We start from the raw sequence: 23,803 nt of genomic DNA on the forward strand, positions 1-23,803 counted from the left end.
GAAGCACATTTTATGAGAAAGGAAATTCAAAATAAAGAATATTGGGACACATTGATTATTGATCGACTGTCTGATAATATTTCGGAAGAAGATAATCGGAAGTTGGATGCCTGGTTGGATGAGTCTGCTAAACATCTGTCGTATTTTAATCAGATGAAAGATTTGTGGGACTCGTCGGCTGTGGGAGATCCGGAATTACTTTTTGATTATGAGAGGGGGTATTCCCTGTTCATGAAAAGAGTGAGGGGAGAAAAAGAAAGTACTCTGGTTGTAGAAACAAAAAATAAACAGATTTTATGGCGCAGAATAATAGCTGTTGCAGCTGTCCTTATACCTGTTTTTGTACTGGGATATTATACGTCGCTTTATTTTGAAAAGCCTTCAGATACAACCGGATTTTTACAGTCTGAGGTAGTTAGCCCCAATGGGTCGAAAACCCAGTTACGTTTGGCAGATGGTACGGTTGTTTGGTTGAATTCTGGTAGCCGGCTGCTATATAATGACAAGTTTGGTAAAGAAAACCGAAATTTGGAACTGGTCGGTGAAGCCTATCTGGATGTGAGACGGAATGAGCAAATTCCATTAGTTGTAAAAGTCGGAGGTTTGGATATAAAAGTGCTTGGTACAAAATTTAATGTGAATGCTTATCCGGAAAAGTCGGAAGTGAAAGTATCCTTACTGGAAGGCTCGGTTAGCATGCATGCAGGAAATTCACCGGAGTCTGCCATCTTGAAGCCGATGGAAACAGGCGTTTATCAGGCAGGTTCTAACCAGATAACCGTACATACCGGATTAGACAGTAATGCTTTGGTTTGGATGAAAAATCAACTGTTGTTTACCGGTGAAGTATTCGAGGAAATAGCTCGTATGCTGGAAAGACGGTTTGATGTAAAAATCAATATACATAATGATGCTTTACGGAAAAGACGTTTTGGTGGAGATTTCGGAGAAGAAGAGTCCATTGATAAAGTTTTAAAGATAATGGCTGTTAATGGAAAGTTTACATACACAATGAAAAACAATGTAATAGAGATTTATTAATAAATGTTTAATTGCTGACTTAAAAGAAAAATGCCTATGAGAGAGATTCCGAGTTAACCAGTATACAAATTGAGGAATGCGCTAACATTCCTCAATCCCTGTTATTAAAGAACAATTATTCCAATTAAATTATTAACAACTTAATAACATACTGCAAATGTATCAAAAATCATGCAGCACGGGTTCGCTATGTCGAATTTTGTGCAACAAAAAAAGTCTAAATATTATGAAAATATCTGTGTTACTCCTTTTTGCGGCAGTATTTTCAATTTCTGCCAAGTCTTATTCGCAGGAAGCACGGGTTACATTCGATTTGAAGAATGTAAGTGTAAATGAAGTTTTTAATACGATACGTTCACAGACATCATACTCTTTTTGGTATGATGTGAATGATGTGGATGTAAATCGAGTTGTCTCCGTAAAAGCAAAAAACAAGAGTGTTAAAGAAGTTCTTGATATTGTATTTAAGAATAAAGCGGTCGATGTCAGGATGGTGGATAACCATATTGTGATCAAAACGCGTGAAATGTCGAATGAATTACCGGTTGTACAACAATCAAGAAAAATAACGGGGATAGTGAAGGATGCTACTGGAGAGCCTGTTATCGGTGCCAATGTCGTTGAAAAAGGTACAACCAATGGTACTATTACGGATATTGATGGAAAATATTCTTTGGAGATTAATCCGAATGCTGTTCTGATCGTCTCTTATATAGGTTATGTTAGACAGGAATTACCTGTGGGTAAACAGGAATCTCTTGATATTGTTTTGAAAGAAGATGCAGAAACGTTGGATGAGGTTGTTGTTGTCGGGTATGGAAGTCAGAAAAAGATCAATTTGACAGGTGCTATCTCTTCCGTTAAAATGGACGATGTTTTAGGAGACCGTCCGGTCGGTACTGTGACGCAGGTTTTGGAGAGTGCTGTACCTGGTTTGCAAATTAGTCGTCAAACAGGAAAACCAGGTTCATCAATGAATATGAATATCCGTGGTGTAACAAGTACTAATAACCCGGAAGAAAAACCTTTGGTTCTTGTAGATAATGTACCAATGGATCTTGATATGATCGATCCTAATGATATTGAGAGTGTGTCTGTGTTGAAAGATGCGGCAGCAGCAGCAATTTACGGTGCACGTGCTGCTTATGGTATAATATTGGTTACAACTAAAAAAGGTAAAAAAGAAACTCCTATATCTTTTAACTATTCTAATAATTTTGCTTTCTCTAATCCTACGACGTTACCTAAGAAAATAGATCCTTATTCTACAGTGAAAGCATATAATGATTTGGGTATTGTCGGATATTTTGGTGGACAGGATATTCCAACATGGATGCAATATATGGATGAGTATTATAATAAAGGTATGCATTCTAATGGATATGTCGTGAAAGACGGAATACGATATAATTTAGCTCCTACTGATGTTTATGACGATATGCTTTCAAATACCGGCTTTCAGCAGCAGCATAACTTAGCTATGTCGGGGGGTAGCGAGCGAGCTAATTACCGGGTGTCTTTTGGAATGATTGATGAAGATGGCATTTTGTATGGCGATAATGATACTTATTCCCGATATAATGTCTCTGCTTTTATCAATATGGATGTAACAAATTGGTTGAGTGGTCAGTTAGATGTTCGTTATTCGGAATCTCAAACAAATACGGCAAAGGGAAATAGACAAGGAAGTAATAGTTTATGGGCTGTTGCTACAGAATATCAACCGATGGCTCCTTTAGGTTATGGCTATGATATGAATGTGGAAAGCGAAGAAAATTATCTTCCTTTTTTTAGTCCCAGAAATATGTTGGAATTAGATAATCCTCAAAAGGACAGGAAATCTGATACTCGTATTTTAGGACGGATAATTTTAACTCCAATAAAAGACTTGACTATAACTGGAGAATATAGCTTTTATCGTCAATGGGCAACAAAGTCGTATTCACCAATGATGTATGATGCCTTGATCGCAACCAGCAATCAAAGGAATCCAAGTGTAACTAAAAATTATTATGAAAATACGAATTGGTTTTCAACAACCAATGCGATTAATTTATTTGCTACGTATGGAAAGACATTTAATGAGGATCATAATTTGAAGTTAATGCTTGGGTATAATCAGGAATCGTATCATTATGAATCATTGTGGGGAAAAGCTGATGATTTGATAGATCAACAGTTGCCGTCCTTATCTCTATCTAGTGGAACTCAATACACGGACGATGAATTTAAAGAATATGCGTTGAGAAGCGGATTTTTCCGGTTTAATTATGATTTTAAAGGGAAATATTTATTGGAAGTGAATGGACGTTATGATGGTTCATCTCGATTTGCTAAAGAAAGTCGTTTTGGATTTTTTCCTTCTTTCTCTGCAGGCTGGCGTTTGTCTGAAGAATCTTTTATGGAGCCGTTGAAAAAATATGTAACCAATTTAAAGCCGAGAATTTCTTGGGGTACTATTGGTAATCAGAATGTTTCTAATTATGGATATATGGCAGGAATGAATCCCGGAAAGTTAAGCAATGGTGGTGCTTTTGATGGAAAAGGAACCTGGATATTACCCGGAGGAGAAGATTATGTTTTGTCGATGATGTATCCGGCATTGGTTTCTTCCAATTATACATGGGAGACGGTACAAACTTTTGATGTGGGGGTTGATTTAGGGTTGTTAGACAATAAGCTGGAAGTTGTTTTTGATTGGTATAAACGAGATACTAAAGATATGTTGGCTCCTTATAAATCTGCACCTTCAGTGTTGGGGGCCAGTTTCCCAAATACGAATTCTGCAAGTTTACAAACAAAAGGATGGGAAATCTCGTTGCAATGGCGTAGTAATATAGGTGAAAAAATACGTTATAACGTTGGGTTGAACCTGTATGATAGTCAATCTGAAATAACTAAGTATGACAATGCACAGGGTATTTTGGTCAATGACGGCAAGTTGGTTTTTCGTGAAGGGTTGAAATATGGAGAAATTTGGGGATATACAACAGACCGTTTTTATACAGCAGCGGATTTTGATGATAATGGGAATTTACTTCCTGGTATACCAAAGGTAAAGGGGGTGACGAAACATAACCCTGGTGATATTTTGTTTGTTGATTTTGACGGTAATGGAGAAATTGATAATGGAAATAATACTATTGATAATCCGGGTGATATGAGCGTTATAGGGAATAATACGGCCCGATATCAGTTCAGTTTTAACGGAGGGATTTCGTGGAATAATTTTGACTTGTCTTTTTTGTTTACCGGAACGGGAAAAAGGGATTTGGTTATGCCGAACTATTGGTCACCTAATGGAACTTTTGTGACATCGGTATTTGATTTTCAATCAGATTATTGGAGAGAAGATAATACAGAATCTTATTGGCCCAGACTGTATGGAGATGGAGGAAATAATAGTGCTAATCAGAAAATTCAGACAAAATATTTGTTGAATGGTTCTTACCTGAGACTTAAAAATGTGACTTTAGGATATAATTTACCAAATAATATTTGTGAGAAATTATTTATTAAAAGATTAAGATTCTTCTTTAGTGGTGAGAACTTGTTTACATGGCACCATTTGCCAACAGGTTATAACCCAGACTCGTTCATTGCCCAGCCGGGTAATTTGAGTATGACTAGTGGAATACAAGGTGACTCAGGGAATGGAAATTGGTCTTATCCTTTAATGAGACAAATTTCTTTTGGGCTTAATTTAACATTTTAATCCGTAAAAAATATTCTTATGAAGAAATATATTATTTTATTGTTTTTGATTGGATTGTTTTCTTGTAATGATGATTTTTTGAATAAATCTCCGTTAGATCAGGAAACCAGTCAATCTTTTTTCACTACATACGAAAATTGTAGAACCTATGCTTGGCAATTTTATGCCTGGTATCCAGGCTATGGGATGGATTCTTATTTATTGCATGATTCTGATTCTGACAATGGATTCAGAGGATATAACAATGGTGAAAACAGTTATGCATGGGATAAGATAACGAAAGTAGACTATACTTCTACGGGGTCCAATGGCTGGTATTATTGGAGAATACGCTCTATACATACTATGCTGGATAATTTGGATAATGTAAAAATGAATGAAACTGATAAAGCGCATTGGAAGAGCGTTTGTTATTTTTTTAAGGCACAGGAATATTTTCGTCTTGTTTCAAGGTTCGGAGATGTTATATGGATTGAAAAACTGTTGACAGAAACAGATGAAGATGTATTATATGGCCCGACGACACCTCGTGTGGAGGTAGCTGAAAAGATTCTGGAGATGTTGCTTTATGCCCGGGATAATATAAAGCAGGACGGAGATGGGGCTAATACTATCAATACAGACGTGGTTAATGCACTGATTTCACGTTTTGGCTTGTTTGAAGGAACATGGCAAAAATATCATAATGTTCCTAATGGTAATCCTTCCAAATATTTGCAAGCTAGCTTTGAGGCCTCTTCTGCTTTGATTACTAAATATCCAGAACTCCATAATAATTATAATGAAGTGTTTAATTCTTACGATTTGTCTGGAGTAAAAGGTGTTTTATTGTACAAAGTGTATATACCGACAAAAGGTCACAGTCTGATGAGAAATATGAGATCGTCGGAATCATGGCAAGAGGCTTCTGCTGATATGGTCCAATCTTATTTATGTTCGGATGGTAAACCTATTTGGACTAGTTCAGTGTATGAAGGGAATCAGGAAACGGGTGACGATATTATGAATATAGAATTTCGTAATCGTGATCATAGATTGTATTATTCTATTTGTCCGCCTTATCGGGTAAATACACCGGTACCTGCTACTTTTTGGAATCGTGGAGAGGATCATCTAGTGACACCGACAGGAAATCCTTTGGATCAGGAATACATTGATTTAATGAAAAGAATAAATGAAGGGTCAAGTAGTGTGAAAGAACTTCCTGTAATTCAGTGGAATGATTGTTATGTTAGAGAGCAACCACATTTTAGAGGTCGTTACCAAATGTTACAAGGCTATAATGTTACAAATGCCGGTTATTATAATTGGAAATATTATACTCCTGACAATCAGACTGTAGTGAGTGATACGGATGCTCCGATCTTCCGAATGGGAGAAGTGATGATAAATCATGCTGAAGTAGCCTGGGAGCTTGGAGAATTTGATCAATCGGTGGCTGATGCGACTATTAATAAATTAAGAAGTCGTGCTCATATTGCTAATATGGTTGTTGCTCAAATTGATGCTAACTTTGATCCAAAACGAGACAAGGGTGGCTTTTCTTCAAGTTCAGATCCTGTTGTCGGTCCTGCCGATTATGAAGTTGATCCAGTTTTGTGGGAGATTCGTAGGGAGAGACGCGTAGAGTTATATGCTGAAGGATTCCGTTTTGATGATTTGAGAAGATGGGGTAAAGGGCATTATTTGAATAAAAGACAATTCGGTGCCTATGTTCAGAAAAGTGATTACGAGAACTCTCGTTATGTAACTGATATCGATTTTTCAAAGTTTGATCTGAAAATAGAAGATCCGACAAAGGATAGTGGGCGTATAGCTTTGTTTGGAACTCCAAATCCGGGATGGAAAAATAAATATTATTTATATGCTATTCCTATAAATGATTTGACAATGAATGGTCAATTGAAACAAAACCCCGGTTATGAAAGTAAATAATACGGATTGATCAGATTTAATATAGGGGGAAATATTTCCCCCTATTGATTTTGCCTGAATTTTTGATTCTCTATTTCCTCTATTTTTAATCACTCTTCCAATATATAATTATTGACATGAAATCACAGCAGATGTTTACTGCTATTTTATGTTGTGTATCCTTATGGGGGTGCAGCAACAAAAATAAGCAAGAAAGAGAAGTAGGCAGGAAGCCTAATATTGTATATATTATTGCAGACGATTTGGGGTATGGTGATTTGGGGTGTTATGGTCAGCAACTAATAAAAACCCCAAATATAGATCGGTTGGCGCGTGAAGGAATGTTGTTTACCCAGCATTATGCCGGTTGCACGGTCAGTGCACCATCCCGATCAGCTTTGATCACGGGAATGCATACAGGTCATTGCCCTATACGTGGCAATAAGGAGATTGAACCCGAAGGGCAATATCCATTGCCTCTGAATACGTATACACTTGCTAAAATGTTGAAAACAGGTGGGTATGTAACGGGGTGCTTTGGCAAATGGGGGTTGGGTTATCCAGGTTCTGAGGGTAGCCCCGAAAACCAGGGGTTTGATGAGTTTTTCGGATATAACTGCCAGCGCATGGCACATAATTATTATCCTCATTATTTATGGCATAATCAAGAGAAGGTCTGTTTATCTGGTAATGACGGATATAAAAAAGAGCAGTATTCTCATAATTTAATTCAAGGACAAGCATTGGAATTCATGGAGATAAACGAAGATAAACCTTTCTTTGCATTTCTGACTTATGTGATTCCTCATGCGGAACTTGTTAATCCGGCAGACAGCATTTTGGCTGAATATGAAAATAAATTTCCGGAAAAAGCTTATGTTGGTGTAGATGATGGGCCTGATTATAAGAAAGGAGGCTATGGGAGTACGCCGCATCCTAAAGCTGATTTTGCAGCAATGGTTACACGTTTTGATGCTTATGTAGGAGAAGTTGTAAATCATATTAAAGCTTTAGGATTGGATGAAAATACAATGATAATTGTCACGAGTGATAATGGACCGCATAGAGAAGGTGGGGCTGATCCTGATTTCTTTAAAAGTTATGGCCCTTTGCGTGGTGTGAAGCGTGACATGTATGAAGGAGGAATACGAGTTCCCATGATTGTTCGTTATCCAGGGAAGGTAAAGGCAGGCAGTGTAACACATCATGTGTCTGCCTTTTGGGATGTCATGCCGACTTTGGCTGAACTGACGCAAACAGTACCTTACGAAAGAACAGATGGTATTTCTTTTTTACCGACTTTATTGGGGAAAGGGAAACAACGGGAACATGACTATTTGTATTGGGAGTTTCATGAGTCAGGAGGTAAAATTGCTGTTCGAAAGGATAATTGGAAAGCTATTACATTGAATGTCTTGGATCCGGAGAGACGTGTTACTGAGCTTTATAATTTATCAGAAGATTTGCATGAAGATAACAATGTCGCAAGCCTGTATCCGGAGATAGTTCGGGAATTAGAACAAATAATGAATGAAGCACATGTCGATTCGGATGTATTTACATTTACATCTCCGACGATTATTAAATAATTATCTTATGATTAACAGAAAAATGAATAAAATAGTTTTTATAATTTCAGTATTGTTTTTATGTAGTCTTTCTGCTCATTCTCAAGACGGAAGTGACAATATGGAAGCTGTTAATGGATTAATATCCAGAATTATGCCACAGCATAAAACGTCTGTAGATTGTCGATTGAACGTAAAAGCAACAAAACCTTACTTCAAGATATTCAAATCCGGACAGAAGTTGGTTGTCGAAGGAAACTCACCGGTCAGTATCGCTTCCGGCTTACATCGCTATATGAAAGATTACCTGAATGTATCTGTGAGTTGGACCGACTTTACTCCGGTATTACCCGATAAACTGCCATTGCCATCCAAGGTGATTAAAGAGGAAAGTCCTTATGAGTTTGTTACTTATATGAATTATTGTACGTTTGGGTATACAACGGTATATTGGGATTGGGAACGATGGGAGAAAGAGATTGACTGGATGGCCCTTCATGGGGTCACGCATCCTTTGAGCATGGTTGGTGTTGAACAGGTATGGAGAAATTTTCTTGCGCGGATTGGTTATACGGAGGAAGAGACAAAAAAGTTTTTGACCGGTCCGGTTTATCTTCCTTGGTTGTTGATGGGGAATATGGAAGCATTAGGTGGTCCTATGCCTGATGAGTGGTTTGAGAAACAGGTGGCATTACAGCATAAGATTCTTGACAGGATGAGGAGTTATGGGATGGAGCCGATTTTCCAGGCTTTTTATGGAATGGTGCCATCTGGCTATAAAGCTAAGTATCCAAATGCAACCGTTGTTGAACAAGGGAAATGGAATACATTCGACAGACCGGATGTTTTGTCTCCATTGGATCCTGAATTTGATCGTCTGGCTCGTATCTGGTACGATGAGTATACAGCTCTATTTGGTAAAACAGATTATTATGCTGGGGATCTGTTCCATGAAGGAGGTAAGACCGGAGGATTGGATGTTACGGCTTGTGCCCGATCTGTAGAAAAAGCGATGTTGACTTCTAATCCCGATGCAGTGTGGGTGCTTCAAAGTTGGGGGCCAAATCCTGTTCCTGAGTTGTTGAAAGGATTGAGTCCTGAACATGCATTGGTTGTAGAGCTATGTGCGGAATATTGGCATCGTTGGAAAGATAATGGGGGATATGATGGGATACCTTGGGCCTGGTCGAATATTTCTAACTGGGGTGGGAATATTGGACTTCATGGCAGATTGGATGCTATCGCTTCCGAACCGTTAGATGCATTACATGATAAACAAGCATCGAAGACATTGATCGGAATTGGCTTTACTCCAGAAGGTATAGAAACCAATCCTGTTGTTCCGGCTTTGTGGAGTGATATGGTCTGGAACAGCAAAACGTTGGATATGGAACAATGGATACAGAAATATGCCCAATATAGATATCATAGCGTATTACCATCTTTACAAGAAAGTTGGAATGGATTTTATAAAACGGTGTATGGGACTTATCCAGGTTCACGTCGTCCTTCAGAACCTGTTTTCTGTGCAGAACCGTCTTTGGGCGTCAAAACAGTATCTTCATGGTCTCAATGCAAAATTTATTATGATCCGAATCTTTTTGCTGATGCTTGTAAGACCTTTTTACAGGATGCTTCTGCCCTTAAAGGAAATAAAAACTATGAATATGATGTGGTTGATATGGTTCGCCAATACATTTCAGATTTGGGTCGAAGTTCTTATGCTCGAATACAAGAAGCTTGGAAAAATAGAAATCGTGAACTTTTTGACAAAGAAACTAAACGTTTTCTTCAGTTAATAAAAGACCAGGATCGGTTGTTGCTGAGTCATCCTGCTTTTTGTCTTCAATCATGGTTAGAATCAGCCCGTAGTGCAGGATCAACTCCTGGTATTAAAAGTCAATATGAATATTATAATAAACTGATTGTTACGTCATGGGATACGGTAGATGGTAGTTTAAATGATTATACTCATCGTGAGCTAGGCGGTCTTTTAGGTACATATTATTATAAGAGATGGTCTTTATATTTTAATTATTTGAATCAAGCGTGGGATAATCCTTCTCTACCGGAACCGTATATGTTCGGAGTGACAAAGACATGGCTGTATGAAAAATTGGGTGATACTATATTGTCATCAAGTAATAATCCGGTTGATACAGCATCTGAAATTTTTAATAAATACTATCAGTAAATATCTTTAGACTTCATTATGTAGTATTATTTATTAACAGAATTAGGCTTGTTTATTTAATAGATATATTTACTTTTGTTTCTGATGTGAAACTTGGTTTCGTATCAGAAACAAAAGATACTCCTTAAAAAGATGGTAACACAGATTGAAATTGAAGAGAAAAACACTGCAAAGTATAATATTCCGATGCTTGAAAAGAGCTTCGAGCTACTGGAGTTTTTGGTGAATTACCCTAGTGGTTTACCCATGCAGGAAATTGTAAATCTGCTAGATACTCCTAAAACGACTATATATCGTCTATTAAATTCGTTGCAAAGTATGGGCTATCTGACAAAAGATATTGATACACAGCGTTATTTCTTGTCTAAACGATTCTTAAGACTGGGACTGGCAGCTTTGGGTGAGTCAAATATAGTAGAACAGTCGTTGGCGCCTATGCGTGCCTTGCGTGATACTATTAAGGAAAGCGTTATGTTAGGCGTTTTTATGGAGAACCGGGTTGTTTTGCTTGAACAAGTATTAGGTTCACACAATTTCACCTTTTTATTACGCCCAGGTACAAGTTTCTTTCTGCATGCTTCTGCACCAGGTAAACTCTTTTTGGCTTATCTTTCAGATGAAGAACGTGAGAAAGCATTACAGATGATTCAATATAAGACTTTTAACAAACGTACAATTTCTTGTGAAGAACAAATGAGAAAAGAAATAAATCATATCAAGAAAGTTGGTTATGCCGTTGATCTGGAAGAAGAAATGGCTGGTGTGCATTGTATAGCAACACCGATATTTAACCAATTCGGCAGTATCGCAGCAACCATTTGGACTTCAGGTCCATCCGGTCGATTGGAAAAAAAGAAATTCCCGGAAATTTCGAAAGAATTAATCCGGACAGCTGATATTATCTCTGCTAACCTGGGATATATTCATAAATAATTATTAATTTCTAAATACGGACACCATGAAAAAGTACAGCAAATTTATCGTCTTATTGGCGACAGTCTGCATAGGGGGAATACAACTTTCCGCCGAGCAAATGGACCCGAAAAAAATTGTACTTACTACTAAAGCCAAAGAACAATTAGCCGGAAAACAAATATTGTATATAGAACGGGAGCAGTATGCTCCGGATCACCATAATACCGCAACTCTTTTCCAGAAAGGAGAAATCAATGAAAATAAGTTTTTTCCCGGAGGAGCCATGCGTATTTTCGATGTGAATACAGGGAATACGACTACGTTGATCGAACTGAAAGACGGAGTTGTTCGCGATCCGGAACTTTCTTTCGACGGGAAAAAGATTATTTTCTCCATGCGGAAAAACAAAGATGATTTCTATCATATCTACGAAATAAATACGGATGGTAGTGGATTAAAGCAACTGACTTATGCAGAAGGTGTATCCGATATAGATCCTTTATATTTACCCGATGGTGGAATTATATTCAGCTCCACTCGTCAGCCGAAATATTGTATGTGTAATCGCCATATTATGTGTAATTTATATCGGATGGAAGCAGATGGGGCAAATATTACACAGATTGGAGTCAGTACCTTGTTCGAAGGACATTCCTCCTTATTAAGTGATGGCAGAATCCTGTACGACCGCTGGGAATATGTAGACCGTAATTTCGGAGATGCACAAGGTTTATGGACTGTTAATCCCGACGGCACCAAACATTCCATCTACTATGGGAATAACACCCAATCTCCCGGAGGGGTAATCGATGCCCGTCAGATACCGGGAACAGATCAGGTAATTTGTATTTTTGGTTCTTGTCATGACCGTCCGTGGGGGGCTCTAGCTATCATAGATAGAAAAAAAGGGGTAGACGGAGTGGAACCAGTCGTACAAATTTGGCCGGAAGAAAGCCGGAAACTTGTTGGAAAAGGGGATTTGGATTCATTCAAATGGATTGAGTATCTATTCGAAGATCCTTATCCTTTAAATGAAAACTTCTTCCTAGCTTCCCGCACCATCTGGGCCAAACCCGGAGGCTGGATGCATGTCGATTCTAAGTCCGGCATTTATCTGGTCGGAAGGGACGGTACGCAGGAACTGATTGTTGAAGGAAACAGAAGCCTTTTTGACCCAATGATTATTGAATCGCGGCATAAGCCTCACGCAATTCCTTCTAATCGCAATTATACGGACAACAAAGGAACGTTCTATGTACAGAACGTTTACCACGGGACTCATATGGCAGGAGTGGAACCGGGCACCGTCAAATATCTGCGTGTCATAGAATCTCCGGAGAAAAGAACATGGACAAAGAATGGATGGGGAGGGCAGGGAGAACAAGCTCCTGCAGTCAACTGGCATAGCTTTGAAAATAAGCGTATTTTGGGAGAAGTCCCCGTTGAAGAAGACGGTTCTGCTAACTTCGAAGTTCCGTCCGGCACATTTGTATTTTTCCAATTGCTGGATAAAGATAAAAAGATGATTCAGTCCATGAGGAGCGGCACAATGGTCATGCCGGGAGAAATAAACGGTTGTATCGGTTGCCATGAAGATCGTCTGAGTGTCCCCAGTGCAATGGGAACCAGACCATTGGCTCTTAAGAAAGCACCGGTAAAATTGAACGGATGGCAGGGAGAAGCTCCTAAAAAATTTTCGTTTATGGAAAAGGTTCAGCCTATCCTGGACAAGAATTGCGTGCGTTGCCACGATTTTGATCCAAAGAACCGTGACAAACTCGTATTGGCAAAAGATAAAAATCCATTCTTTAATGCGGCCTATGTCAACCTATATGTAAAAAAAGAGATTACCCTTATTGGTGGCGGACCGGCTCCGATACAAGACCCTTATTCCTGGGGGTCGCATGCCAGCAAACTGACTAAAGTAATCGACAGTAACCATCAGGGAGTCAAATTATCCCCCAAAGAAAAAGAGGCTCTTTACACCTGGATGGATTTGAACGGTGTCTATTATCCGGTATACGAATCTGCTTTCGACTCGACACTAGCCGGGCGAAGTCCTCTATATAACCAGGAAATCGAGGAATTGATAAAACTGACAGGTGTCAATATCTGGGATCTCAACAACCACGGACGGAAATTGACTGCACAGATATCTTTCGATCGTCCTGAAGTCAGCCCGTGTCTGGATAAGATTCGGAGCGATAAACAGAAATACACTCGTGCCGTCGAAATTATCCGTACCGGACAGAAACGGCTGAAAGCAACTCCGCGCGGAGATATTGAAAAGGATCTTGTGCCTTGTGAACGGCATAAAACACAACTACGAAAATATGCAGAACGCTTGAAAGTCGAACAGCAAAACTGTTCGATCATAGGGCAGGACGGGAAGGTTTATGATCAGTAGAAAAACGGTCAATTTTAGCTTTTTCATTTGAGATAGTATAATATTCATTCCTCATAAATTAACATATATCAATGAAAACACTTGATTTATTTAGCCTGAAAGGGAAAAAAGGCTTTATCACCGGAGCTGCACGAGGTATTGGTAAATGCCTTGCCGAAGCGTTTACGGAAATGGGAGCTTCGATTGCCATTGTCGATATCGATATTAAGGAAGCAGAAAAGACAGCCGGAGAACTGGCCGCTCGCTATTCCGCACACACAATTGCTATTCGTTGCGATGTAACGGATGCAGAAGATGTCGGACGGATGATGGAGGCATTTATAAAAGAATATGACACCATCGATTTTGCCATCAATAATGCCGGTATAGCAAACACTTATCCTGCTGAAAATATTTCTTCCAAAGATTTCAAGAAAGTGGTCGACATCAATCTGAACGGAGTTTTCTTGACAGCACAGGCTGCAGCCCGTCAAATGATCAAAGAAGGAAAAGCCGGAAGTATCGTAAACACGGCATCCATGTCTGCTCATATTATCAATACGCCACAAACGATAGCTAACTACTGTGCCTCTAAAGGTGGTGTTCTCCTGCTGACCAAGGCTCTGGCTGTAGAATGGGCTAAATATAATATACGTGTCAATTGTGTCAGTCCGGGATATATGGCGACTGAACTGGTTGCCGAAATGAAGAATATGCACGAAGAATGGATATCGAAAATACCCGCCGGACGCCTTGGTGTTCCTGAAGATCTGGTCGGGGCTTACGTATACCTGTTGAGCGATGCCGCACGCTACACGACAGGAACAGATTTAATTGTTGACGGCGGTTATACCAGCTTATAATATTATAAATATGAACACTAGCACTACAACTATATCTTCCCGAGAAATTGCACGCCTGATTGATATCAGCGCTGTTCGTGCAGATTCCACCCGCCAGGATGTGGAAGACATTATCGAAGCCGCTATAAAGCATAACTTTATCTGTGTCTTCCCCATGCCAGGCCTGCTTCCTCTTGTTTTTGAAAAATTAAAAAAACATCCGCATGTCGGTATTGGTGGAGTTGTAGGCTTCCCTTCCGGTGCGGAGACAACAACCTGTAAACTCTTTCAGGCGCAGGAACTGAAAAAAGCCGGTTGTAACGAAATCGATATGGTTCTGAACATAGGCAAGCTAAAATCTGGTATGCTGACTGAAGTGGAAGATGAAATTAGGCAAATTAAAGCAGCAGTATCTCCCCTTCCCCTAAAAGTAATCATGGAAGTAGCCCTTCTCACAGACGAAGAGATAAAAATAGCCTCTACTCTTATCTTGAGGGCAGGAGCCGATTATATCAAAACCGGAACAGGTTGGGCGGGGGCAACTACGCTTCGTCATGTCGCTCTCATCAAAGAGATGGTTGGAGATGCCATCCAACTGAAAGTCGCAGGTGGAGTCCGTACGCTCGACACGCTTTTGGAAATGCATCGGATGGGGGTCAGCCGTTTTGGTATCGGTTACAAATCGGCTCTCCATATCATGGATGAATGTATAAATAGGGAAGCCCATGAGTGAGAAAGTTATATCTTATGATTTGGGAACTGGAGGAATAAAAGCTTCCTTGTTCAATCGGAATGGAGAAATATTGCATTCTGTTTTTATACCTTATCCGACCATTTATCCACAATCCGGTTGGCAGGAGCAGGCACCTGACGACTGGTGGCAGAGCATCATCCACTCTACACGGCTTTTATTGGAAAAGACACAATGTAATAAAAATGATATTGTAGCTTTGGCTATTTCCGGACACAGCCTTGGCGTTGTCCCGATAGGAAAAGGTGGCAATTTGCTGCTGGCTTCTACTCCTATCTGGTCTGACCGTCGGGCTACGGAAGAAGCGGAGGTGTTCTTTGCCCAAACTGATTACAAAAGATGGTATGAGATAACCGGTAACGGTTTTCCGCCGGAATGCTATTCTATCTTCAAAATGATGTGGTATAAAAAACATTTTCCGAAACAATATGCAGACACGGATAAAATAGTCGGCACCAAAGATTATTGTAATTATCGCTTCACCGGTAGGCTTTGTACGGACTATTCGTATGCATCCGGAAGTGGAGTCTTCGACCTGGAAGCATGGGACTATAAGTCGGAATATATACAGATGTCAGGTATCCGTCCAGACATCTTCCCGGAAATACTGGCTTCTGATGCAGTGGTTGGTACGATTACTCCGGAAGCCTCTCTTGAAACTGGCTTACCCACCCATGTCAAGGTTATATGTGGTGGAGTGGATAATTCTTGTATGGCCCTGGGGAGCAAAGGCATCAAGCCATCCCGGATTTACACCTCGCTCGGTTCGTCTGCTTGGATTGCCTTGGTTTCTGAAAGACCTGTGTTGGATTTTTGGAAAAAACCGTATGTTTTTGCTCATGTTGTCAAAGGAATGTATACCTCTGCAACTTGCATATTTTCAGCAGGTAGCAGTCTGCAATGGGTACGTAACATCGTTTGTCCTGATTTATTGGCAATTGAAGAACAAGGGGGAGATAATGCATATATCGGCATGAATAAACTGGCAGAAACATCGGCTCCGGGAGCAAATGGTCTACTGTTCAACCCTAGTTTGGCTGGTGGCTCGAGCATTGAACCCAGTCCGGATATGACGGGGGCCTTCATGGGGTTAAGGTTAGGAAACACACGTGCAGACCTTATTCGTGCAACGATGGAGGGCATTGCTTTGAATCTGCGTATTGCTTTGGATTTATTCCGCAACTATCATACAGAATTTACAGAGATGTTATTTGTCGGAGGCGGTACTAAAAGTAATTTCTGGATGCAGCTTTTTGCCGATATCTACGAGTTGGAAGTTGAGAAAACAAATATCGGGCAAGAAGCCGCTTCTCTTGGTGCGGCTGCTTTGGCCCTAAAAGGTGTCGGTTTTTGGAGAAGTTATGACTGGATTGACAACCTTCATCAGACACAGCAGCGATTTCTTCCTAATCCGGAGCATCAGGCAATTTACCGACGAGCACTTTTCAAGTTTAAGATGCTTGCCGACCATATAGCTTCTCTCAACGGTGTGAACGAATAAATAGATAAACAATGAATGTAAAACAATTTTCAGTATCCCTCCTGATTTCTATCTTATTAATAGGTGGATTCGCCGGATGCGAAACGAACAAAAGTAAAGAGAATATGGAACAGACTAAAGAAAAGGTATTTACTAAGAAGTATACTAATGAGGATTTTTATGTAGATGGAAAGTTTAATGGTGAAGTAGCTTTGAAAGCTTTTCTCGAAATGTTTGAGTTTTATGGAGTTCCTTTTACCGATTTCATGAAAGAGAACATGTGGATATCTGATTTTGGCTTGGGAGATTTTGAACATGTGGGCATGGCGGGCGTCTTTTGGGTAAACGATCCAGTCAACCGCCATTTCGGACATGAAATATATCTGTTGCCCGGACAAATGATTCCTGAACATCGTCACGTGGAGACTGCTGAATATCCGGCAAAATTCGAATCGTGGATGGTACGCAACGGATCGGCTTATAACTTTGGAATAGGTGATCCGACTCCCAACCCTCCTGCATTACCCGAAAGTCAGAAGGAGGCTATTACTGTCTCCAATTTTGTTTATATGAAAGTCGGTGATATTCTCCCGCTGAAAGAACTTCTCTCCCCTCATTTTCTGCGTGCAGGTGATAATGGTGCTATTATCTCTGAATTTGGAACGTATCAGGATGGAAACGGACTGAAGTTTACTAATCAGAAAGCTGTATTTACGGATGTGCTTCGTCCTTAAACCAAAGGGAAATCGTTGTGGATAAAGTTTTTTTCTGCAACTCTTTGTTTATTAAAAAAAAGCCTCTATCTTTGCAGCCCGAATTGGTATATAAGATAATAATAAATAAATATATAGAAAGATGAAAAGAACATTCCAACCTTCCAACAGAAAAAGAAAGAACAAGCACGGTTTCCGTTCAAGAATGGCTACTGCTAATGGCCGCAGAGTATTGGCATCTCGTCGTGCTAAAGGAAGAGCTAAATTAACTGTATCTGACGAATATAACGGATAATCCCCGTTAGAAGAAATTAGTATAAGAAAGTAGAGGTTTTTGCTAAAAAGCCTTTACTTTCTTTGTTTTAACGGCTTTGTTTTCTATTTTTGATCCCGCCTACAAAAACAAACAGAAATGAATAACTTTTTTGTTAAACTGATAAAGAATCCGTACGTCTTGAATCTGCTGCTGGCAGTGGTCGTGACTTGTGGCTTGATTTATGGAACCCTGAAGTGGCTCGATAAATACACACGGCATAACGAAGCGGTGGTCGTACCGGATGTAAAGGGTCTCAAGATGGAAGAAGCTGCTGAGTTTTTTAAAAATAACAACTTACGTTATAATGTGATTGACTCGGTTTTTTCGAAAGAGGTAGAGCCGGGCGCAATCGTTGAGCTGGTGCCCGCGGCAGGCTCGAAGGTGAAGGAAGGACGTATTGTTTTTATTACAGTGAATGCGTTGACCTCACAGATGGCAACGATTCCGGAAGTAGAGGATTTGTCGTTCCGCCAGGCGTATGCACTGTTGCGTGCCCGCGGATTTGAGAGCGTGGAGATCGAATATGTGGCTGGTGATTTTAAGGACCTGGCCGTTTCGGTCGAATTACGTGGTAAGACGCTGGAGAAAGGCGAACATGTCCCACTGACAGCCCCTTTGGTGTTGAAGGTGAGCAGTGGCGATCCTAATTTCTCTGCCGATTCGCTGTCGTTGGACTCTTTGTCAGTCATGCCTGTTGAATCGTTGGATAGTGAAGAAGAAAACTGGTTTTAACTATGGATGAATTTTTCGACGAAATGGATGATGAACAGGCAGGTGGCCTGTTAGAACAGAATGAGGATGGTACTCCCCGGCTGTATGAACATTTCCGCTTCGTTGCCGATCGCGGACAGTCGTTGTTGCGGGTAGACAAATTCCTGGTCGACCGAATGTTCGGAGCCACGCGAAACCGGATACAGTTGGCTGCAGATGCCGGTTGTATTATGGCGAACGGAAAGCCTGTAAAGAGTAACTACCGGGTGAAACCGGAGGATGTGGTGACGATCATGATGTCGCGCCCCCGTCGCGATCTGACTGTTATTCCTGAAAATATTCCAATCAAGATTATTTACGAAGATGACGATTTGCTGGTGGTAGATAAACCGGCAGGTTTGGTCGTGCATCCGGGTCACGGTAACTATACCGGAACACTGGTGAATGCACTGGCCTGGTATCTGAAAGATGATCCTACCTACGATCCGAATGATCCGGCTCTGGGCCTGGTTCACCGTATCGACAAAGATACTTCCGGCCTGCTGGTCGTGGCTAAGAAGCCGGAAGCCAAAGCGCATCTGAGCCTTCAGTTCTTTAATAAGACAACTAAGCGTGAGTATCGTGCTTTGGTTTGGGGAATCGTGAAGGAAGACGAAGGCCGTATCGAAGGCAATATCGGACGTGATCCGCGCGACCGGATGCAGATGACGGTCTTTCCCGAAGGCGACCAGGGAAAAACGGCTGTTACCCATTACTCCGTGCTGGAGCGTCTGGGATATGTCACCCTCGTGAAATGCCGGTTGGAAACCGGACGTACACATCAGATACGCGTACATATGAAATACATCGGTCATACACTTTTCAATGATGAACGGTATGGAGGTGACGACATACTGAAGGGTACGACCTTTACAAGATATAAACAGTTTGTACAAAACTGCTTTGCCATTTGTCCCCGTCAGGCACTGCATGCCAAGACGCTGGGCTTTGTCCATCCAACGACCGGCGAGGAAATGTTTTTTGATTCCGAAATACCAGCCGACATGACACAGCTGATCGACAAATGGCGGGTATATGCAACAACTAAAGAGATATAAAGATGAAAAGGAACATTGCTATTGTAGCCGGAGGATACTCCTCTGAAATCGTTGTTTCATTAAAAAGTGCAGAAGGAATCTACTCTTTTATTGATAAAGACAAATATAATTTATATATTGCAATCGTTAAAAAGGACGAATGGGCAGTGAAACTTCCCGGAGGGGAATATACACCAATAGACAAGAATGATTTCAGTTTCCGCGAAGGCGGTGAAACTAAGCACTTTGACTTTGCTTATATCACCATTCACGGTACGCCAGGTGAAGACGGACGGCTGCAAGGCTATTTCGATATGATAGGTATGCCTTACTCTTCATGCGGTCAGTTGGTGAGTGCTCTTACCTTTAACAAGTTTGTTTGTAATAATTATCTACGTAGCTTCGGTGTCAGTATTTCCGATTCTATCCGCTTGTTCAGAGGACAGACGGTGACGGAAGAAGAGGCTGTCAGCCGTCTGGGACTACCGATTTTTGTGAAACCCAACGATGGGGGAAGCAGTTTCGGTGTAACAAAGGTGAAAGAGGCTTCGCAGCTGCAACCGGCCATCGAGAAGGCTTTTGCCGAAGGCGATGAGGTATTGCTGGAGAGTTTTATGTCCGGCACGGAGGTAACCTGCGGTTGCTATAAGGTAGGCGGTAGTCGGGGCATTGCCCGGAAGGAAGTTATCTTCCCGCTCACCGAAGTGGTTACGAAGAATGAGTTTTTTGATTTCGATGCGAAGTACAACGGAGAGTCTGACGAGATTACTCCGGCACGTATCTCTCCCGAACTGACGGAGAAGGTACAACGCGAAGTATCAAAGATTTATGATATACTGGGCGCCAAAGGACTTATCCGGGTTGATTTTATTATCGAAGCAGACGGTGAACCGAAAATGCTCGAAGTAAATACGACACCAGGTATGACAGCTACCAGCTTTATCCCGCAGCAAGTTCGGGCTGCCGGATTGGATATCAAAGATGTCATGACTGACATTATTGAGAACGAACTACAAAAGGCAGGTAAATAAAATTAGAAGATATGGATACAGAAGTTTCCTATAATTTTGACGACATTCGTCCGCTGAACAACGACGAGGTAAAGGATGCTATTGAGGCGCTCATTGCCAACGAAGATTTCGAGCGGGCCTTTCGGTATATCAAACCGGATGTGAATTGGAAGGAATTTTCCGAAACGATGCGTTCGTTTAAGACAAAGGAAGATTTCAAATCGAAACTGGCTTACGAGGCAGTTATGAACGTGGCAAACAAGACAACTTTCTCTCTGACGATCTCCGGACGTAGCCGCCTTCCAAAAGACAAACAACCTTGCACATTTATTTCCAATCACCGCGACATTGTATTGGATGCTTCTTTCCTGAATGTTATGTTGTATGATGTGGGTTATGGTATGACACAGGTTGCGATAGGCGATAACCTGATGATCCGTCCGTGGATCGAGACATTGGTACGCCTGAACAACAGTTTCATCGTAAAGCGCGGGGTTTCTGTTCGCCAGATGCTGGATGTGAGCCGTACATTGTCTGCTTATATCCGTCATACGATCAACGAAACAAAAGAGTCTATCTGGATCGCACAGCGTGAAGGACGTGCCAAAGATTCGAATGACCGTACGCAGGGTAGTGTGCTGAAAATGTTGAACATGAGTGGTGATAAGGATATCGTTTCCAATTTAATGGAACTGAACATCTTTCCGGTTGCCATCTCTTACGAATATGATCCGTGCGACTTCTTGAAAGCGAAAGAGTTCCAGATGAAACGCGATGATCCTGAATTTGTGAAGAGTCAGCGCGATGACCTGCTGAGCATGGAGACTGGTATCCTGAATAACAAAGGCCGTGTTCATTTCACCCTGACCCAGCCGATCAACGACCAGTTGGCCGCTTTGGATAAGGATATGGAAAAGAACGAGCTGGTGGCTGCCATCGCTTCTATTATCGACAAGGAAATCTATAAACATTACCGTTTCTACCCTTGTAATTATGTTGCATATGATATGTTGACGGGTACAAAACGTTTCAGTGGCAATTACGGGCAGAGAGATAAAAAACATTTTGAGGAGTATTTGCAGGGACAGTTGGATAAGATCGTCCTGCCGAATAAAGACGAGGCTTTCCTGCGCACCAAGATGTTGGAAATGTATACCAACCCATTGAAGAATCACCTGGCTAATCAGGAATAAGATATATATAAATCATTACATAAAAAGCCCCGTTACCGGTCGGATGACTGTGGTAACGGGGCTTTCTAATTACTTAATTACTTCCTATAGACTAACTTTCTTTACGTATTGTTTGTCGTTGATGGTCAGAACAACAACGTAGATACCTTCTGTCAGCGGGATGCGGGTAGTTGTTTCGATTGCTTGGCTGCAAACGATGCGGCCCATCAGGTCGTAAATTTTGATGGCTCCTACCTCGTTTTCCGGGTTGACGACAACGGTTTTGTCTTCCGTATAGATCATGTAGTCCGGGGCGGAGATGGATTCGTTAGCTGTCGGGCAATCGAATGTAACGACAACGATGGAGTCGGCTTGTACGTTTGTGAAGATGTACTGTTCAGGTTTGCCGATACTCTTCAGAACCTTTTCCTGTTCTTTTTCGTCTTCCATCTTCGGCCCGATCTTCACGTCTGTGATGACGCAATTCTTTTTGCTCGGATAGAAGTTGAAATCGTGGTTGCTGCCTTCGGTTACGCGGACGCTGGTCGGTGAGGCTGTACCCTCTTTGGTGTTGATCACTTTGGATGTCAGCGTATAAACAGGTACGGCGATGTTGGAGAATACGACATCCACGATGGTATTTGCCTGAATGTTCTTTAGCTTATATTCATTGACAGCTCCCACGCTATTACCGTTGATACGTACATCGACAATCTGCTGGCCTTGTGCGGGATCGATCTTGAAGGTGATGTTTTCTCTTCTGTTGGCGCCTGTAGTACCCGGTGTGACGGTACCCAAACCTGTTTTACGAACCAGGATGGTGAAGTCTTTCTTGATGTTACCGTTCCACCATTTTTCCCATCCTGGATAGTTGGAATCCATCCAATCTTCAAACTCATCGTCGAAGTCCCAATCAGGGTAATCCCAGCTTGGGCAGTCGCAACTACCGCCACCGCTGCTGCCACCTGAACTTGTATTACTGTTGAAGAATACGGCAAGGATGCGAGTGTTGGACTTGACGGTGTATTTTTTATCTGTACTTCTTGTCAAGTCTTTATTACCTGCTAAGAGAAGAGCCAGTTGGTAATATGTACTATTGGATTTAGCATTGATGGTGATTTCAGTACCTTTTGTTACAGTCCCTCCGCTTGTGATTGGAATTCCATTAGCTGTTACTGTCAACTTTCCACCTGCCGGTTGGTCGAATGTAATAACACAATCACCGTCGGGAGCAATTGGATGATTGGGATCGTCTGTTACGTCTTCAAAGGTGAGTGTTTCTTTGCTGTGACTGGAGATACTGATAGAGGCGGTTGCATAGACCTTTTTAGCGTCATCTGTTGTAAAGTAGATAGGTTCTGAAACCTGAGAAGCCGGTATCCAGAAACAGATGGCATCGTCGGTAGTCGAGTAGTTTGTTAACTCTGTGTTTCCTTTGTAGAATTTAACTTCGGTAAGGTCTACATCTGTCTCTGCCAATACGCGATATAACTCTTCTCCTTTGTAATCTTTCTTGAATGCTGTCTGACCCAGGTTTACATCTTTCCCTACAAACAGTTTGTTGAAGTCGCTTACGTTGAAAGAGCCGACCATAGCACCATTGGTGATTGTCAGTTTGGCAACATCTTCATCCAACTTGAAGCCGGCATATTCATTACCGGTCAAAGCCAATCCATTTAAGTCTAATACAATGGCCTTGTCTACTGTCAATTCCTCTTCTAAAGGAAGGCTTACCAATAGACTGATAGTTTGATCTTTAGTAGCTGTTGCAAAAGCCTCTTTCAGGGATTTGTATTTTTCGGTTCCTATTATTTCTGCAACGAAGTTACCGGGACCTTCACCTTCGCCCGGATCTACAAGATCCTGTGCCCATCCGCATACCGGCATCCAAAGGAGAGCCAGCAGGATGAATAATATGTTTGATTTTATTTTCATATTCTTTAGTGTTAAGTGAATATGTCGAGGAGTATGACAGCTCCTCAACATATTCTGTTAGTAT

17 protein-coding genes are annotated in these 23,803 nt (G+C 41.1%); 16 read left to right on the plus strand and 1 reads right to left on the minus strand.

From position 1 onward, the window contains the following. The first annotated feature begins 12 nt into the window (after positions 1 to 12). The 16 genes from P3L47_RS08055 to P3L47_RS08130 all read left to right on the plus strand — a co-directional run bounded on the left by P3L47_RS08055 (position 13) and on the right by P3L47_RS08130 (position 21,825). Positions 13 to 1,041: a FecR family protein gene (locus P3L47_RS08055; protein ID WP_277783275.1), complete on the plus strand. Its 1,029-nt coding sequence runs from the start codon at positions 13 to 15 to the stop codon at positions 1,039 to 1,041. Positions 1,042 to 1,267: 226 nt separating this feature from the next. Further along, positions 1,268 to 4,756, plus strand: a complete 3,489-nt coding sequence (locus tag P3L47_RS08060) for a SusC/RagA family TonB-linked outer membrane protein (protein WP_277783276.1) — start codon at positions 1,268 to 1,270, stop codon at positions 4,754 to 4,756. 18 nt (positions 4,757 to 4,774) lie between these two features. Continuing rightward, complete coding sequence (locus tag P3L47_RS08065; RefSeq protein WP_122363653.1) at positions 4,775 to 6,691, plus strand: RagB/SusD family nutrient uptake outer membrane protein; 1,917 nt, start codon at positions 4,775 to 4,777, stop codon at positions 6,689 to 6,691. Positions 6,692 to 6,807: 116 nt separating this feature from the next. Then, entirely contained in the window at positions 6,808 to 8,259 is a 1,452-nt protein-coding gene (locus P3L47_RS08070; protein WP_277783277.1) for an arylsulfatase, read from the plus strand. A gap of 7 nt (positions 8,260 to 8,266) precedes the next feature. Then, a complete protein-coding gene (locus tag P3L47_RS08075; protein ID WP_277783278.1) occupies positions 8,267 to 10,432 on the plus strand; it encodes an alpha-N-acetylglucosaminidase in 2,166 nt (721 codons plus the stop codon). Positions 10,433 to 10,564: 132 nt separating this feature from the next. Continuing rightward, a complete protein-coding gene (locus P3L47_RS08080) occupies positions 10,565 to 11,365 on the plus strand; it encodes an IclR family transcriptional regulator (protein WP_122363656.1) in 801 nt (266 codons plus the stop codon). Positions 11,366 to 11,390: 25 nt separating this feature from the next. Beyond that, positions 11,391 to 13,754, plus strand: coding sequence for an HzsA-related protein (locus tag P3L47_RS08085; RefSeq protein WP_277783279.1), 2,364 nt, complete (start codon positions 11,391 to 11,393; stop codon positions 13,752 to 13,754). 71 nt (positions 13,755 to 13,825) lie between these two features. Next, a complete protein-coding gene (locus tag P3L47_RS08090; protein WP_277783280.1) occupies positions 13,826 to 14,596 on the plus strand; it encodes an SDR family oxidoreductase in 771 nt (256 codons plus the stop codon). 10 nt (positions 14,597 to 14,606) lie between these two features. Beyond that, on the plus strand, positions 14,607 to 15,308 hold the full coding sequence (gene deoC / locus P3L47_RS08095) for a deoxyribose-phosphate aldolase (protein ID WP_277783281.1): 702 nt from the start codon (positions 14,607 to 14,609) through the stop codon (positions 15,306 to 15,308). Next, entirely contained in the window at positions 15,301 to 16,827 is a 1,527-nt protein-coding gene (locus P3L47_RS08100; protein ID WP_277783282.1) for a xylulokinase, read from the plus strand. The genes deoC and P3L47_RS08100 overlap by 8 nt, the downstream gene beginning before the upstream one ends. Before the next feature lie 11 nt (positions 16,828 to 16,838). Further along, on the plus strand, positions 16,839 to 17,540 hold the full coding sequence (locus tag P3L47_RS08105) for a cupin domain-containing protein (RefSeq protein WP_122363661.1): 702 nt from the start codon (positions 16,839 to 16,841) through the stop codon (positions 17,538 to 17,540). 121 nt (positions 17,541 to 17,661) lie between these two features. Next, a complete protein-coding gene (rpmH, locus tag P3L47_RS08110; protein WP_005633099.1) occupies positions 17,662 to 17,814 on the plus strand; it encodes a 50S ribosomal protein L34 in 153 nt (50 codons plus the stop codon). Between the two features lie 117 nt (positions 17,815 to 17,931). After that, positions 17,932 to 18,567, plus strand: a complete 636-nt coding sequence (locus P3L47_RS08115; RefSeq protein WP_122363662.1) for a PASTA domain-containing protein — start codon at positions 17,932 to 17,934, stop codon at positions 18,565 to 18,567. A gap of 2 nt (positions 18,568 to 18,569) precedes the next feature. Further along, on the plus strand, positions 18,570 to 19,643 hold the full coding sequence (locus P3L47_RS08120) for an RluA family pseudouridine synthase (protein WP_122363663.1): 1,074 nt from the start codon (positions 18,570 to 18,572) through the stop codon (positions 19,641 to 19,643). 2 nt (positions 19,644 to 19,645) lie between these two features. Further along, positions 19,646 to 20,653, plus strand: coding sequence for a D-alanine--D-alanine ligase (locus P3L47_RS08125; protein WP_122363664.1), 1,008 nt, complete (start codon positions 19,646 to 19,648; stop codon positions 20,651 to 20,653). 11 nt (positions 20,654 to 20,664) lie between these two features. Beyond that, positions 20,665 to 21,825 (plus strand): 1-acyl-sn-glycerol-3-phosphate acyltransferase, encoded by a 1,161-nt coding sequence (locus P3L47_RS08130; protein ID WP_122363665.1) that lies wholly within the window; start codon positions 20,665 to 20,667, stop codon positions 21,823 to 21,825. 84 nt (positions 21,826 to 21,909) lie between these two features. On the opposite strand, the gene P3L47_RS08135 is transcribed toward P3L47_RS08130, so the two are convergent. After that, positions 21,910 to 23,739: a T9SS type A sorting domain-containing protein gene (locus P3L47_RS08135; RefSeq protein WP_277783283.1), complete on the minus strand. Its 1,830-nt coding sequence runs from the start codon at positions 23,737 to 23,739 to the stop codon at positions 21,910 to 21,912. Between the last annotated feature and the right edge of the window lie 64 nt (positions 23,740 to 23,803).

Source organism: Parabacteroides chongii, from assembly GCF_029581355.1.
GTDB classification, from domain to species: Bacteria; Bacteroidota; Bacteroidia; order Bacteroidales; family Tannerellaceae; genus Parabacteroides; species Parabacteroides chongii.

Bases quoted from the DNA above. Each gene is read 5' to 3' on its own strand.
- P3L47_RS08135 (WP_277783283.1), bottom strand. From the start codon at position 23,739: ATGAAAATAAAATCAAACATATTATTCATCCTGCTGGCTCTCCTTTGG.
- P3L47_RS08090 (WP_277783280.1), top strand. From the start codon at position 13,826: ATGAAAACACTTGATTTATTTAGCCTGAAAGGGAAAAAAGGCTTTATC.
- P3L47_RS08060 (WP_277783276.1), top strand. From the start codon at position 1,268: ATGAAAATATCTGTGTTACTCCTTTTTGCGGCAGTATTTTCAATTTCT.
- P3L47_RS08120 (WP_122363663.1), top strand. From the start codon at position 18,570: ATGGATGAATTTTTCGACGAAATGGATGATGAACAGGCAGGTGGCCTG.
- P3L47_RS08130 (WP_122363665.1), top strand. From the start codon at position 20,665: ATGGATACAGAAGTTTCCTATAATTTTGACGACATTCGTCCGCTGAAC.
- P3L47_RS08055 (WP_277783275.1), top strand. From the start codon at position 13: ATGAGAAAGGAAATTCAAAATAAAGAATATTGGGACACATTGATTATT.
- P3L47_RS08125 (WP_122363664.1), top strand. From the start codon at position 19,646: ATGAAAAGGAACATTGCTATTGTAGCCGGAGGATACTCCTCTGAAATC.
- P3L47_RS08105 (WP_122363661.1), top strand. From the start codon at position 16,839: ATGAATGTAAAACAATTTTCAGTATCCCTCCTGATTTCTATCTTATTA.
- P3L47_RS08115 (WP_122363662.1), top strand. From the start codon at position 17,932: ATGAATAACTTTTTTGTTAAACTGATAAAGAATCCGTACGTCTTGAAT.
- deoC (WP_277783281.1), top strand. From the start codon at position 14,607: ATGAACACTAGCACTACAACTATATCTTCCCGAGAAATTGCACGCCTG.
- P3L47_RS08100 (WP_277783282.1), top strand. From the start codon at position 15,301: ATGAGTGAGAAAGTTATATCTTATGATTTGGGAACTGGAGGAATAAAA.
- P3L47_RS08075 (WP_277783278.1), top strand. From the start codon at position 8,267: ATGATTAACAGAAAAATGAATAAAATAGTTTTTATAATTTCAGTATTG.
- P3L47_RS08085 (WP_277783279.1), top strand. From the start codon at position 11,391: ATGAAAAAGTACAGCAAATTTATCGTCTTATTGGCGACAGTCTGCATA.
- P3L47_RS08080 (WP_122363656.1), top strand. From the start codon at position 10,565: ATGGTAACACAGATTGAAATTGAAGAGAAAAACACTGCAAAGTATAAT.
- rpmH (WP_005633099.1), top strand. From the start codon at position 17,662: ATGAAAAGAACATTCCAACCTTCCAACAGAAAAAGAAAGAACAAGCAC.
- P3L47_RS08070 (WP_277783277.1), top strand. From the start codon at position 6,808: ATGAAATCACAGCAGATGTTTACTGCTATTTTATGTTGTGTATCCTTA.
- P3L47_RS08065 (WP_122363653.1), top strand. From the start codon at position 4,775: ATGAAGAAATATATTATTTTATTGTTTTTGATTGGATTGTTTTCTTGT.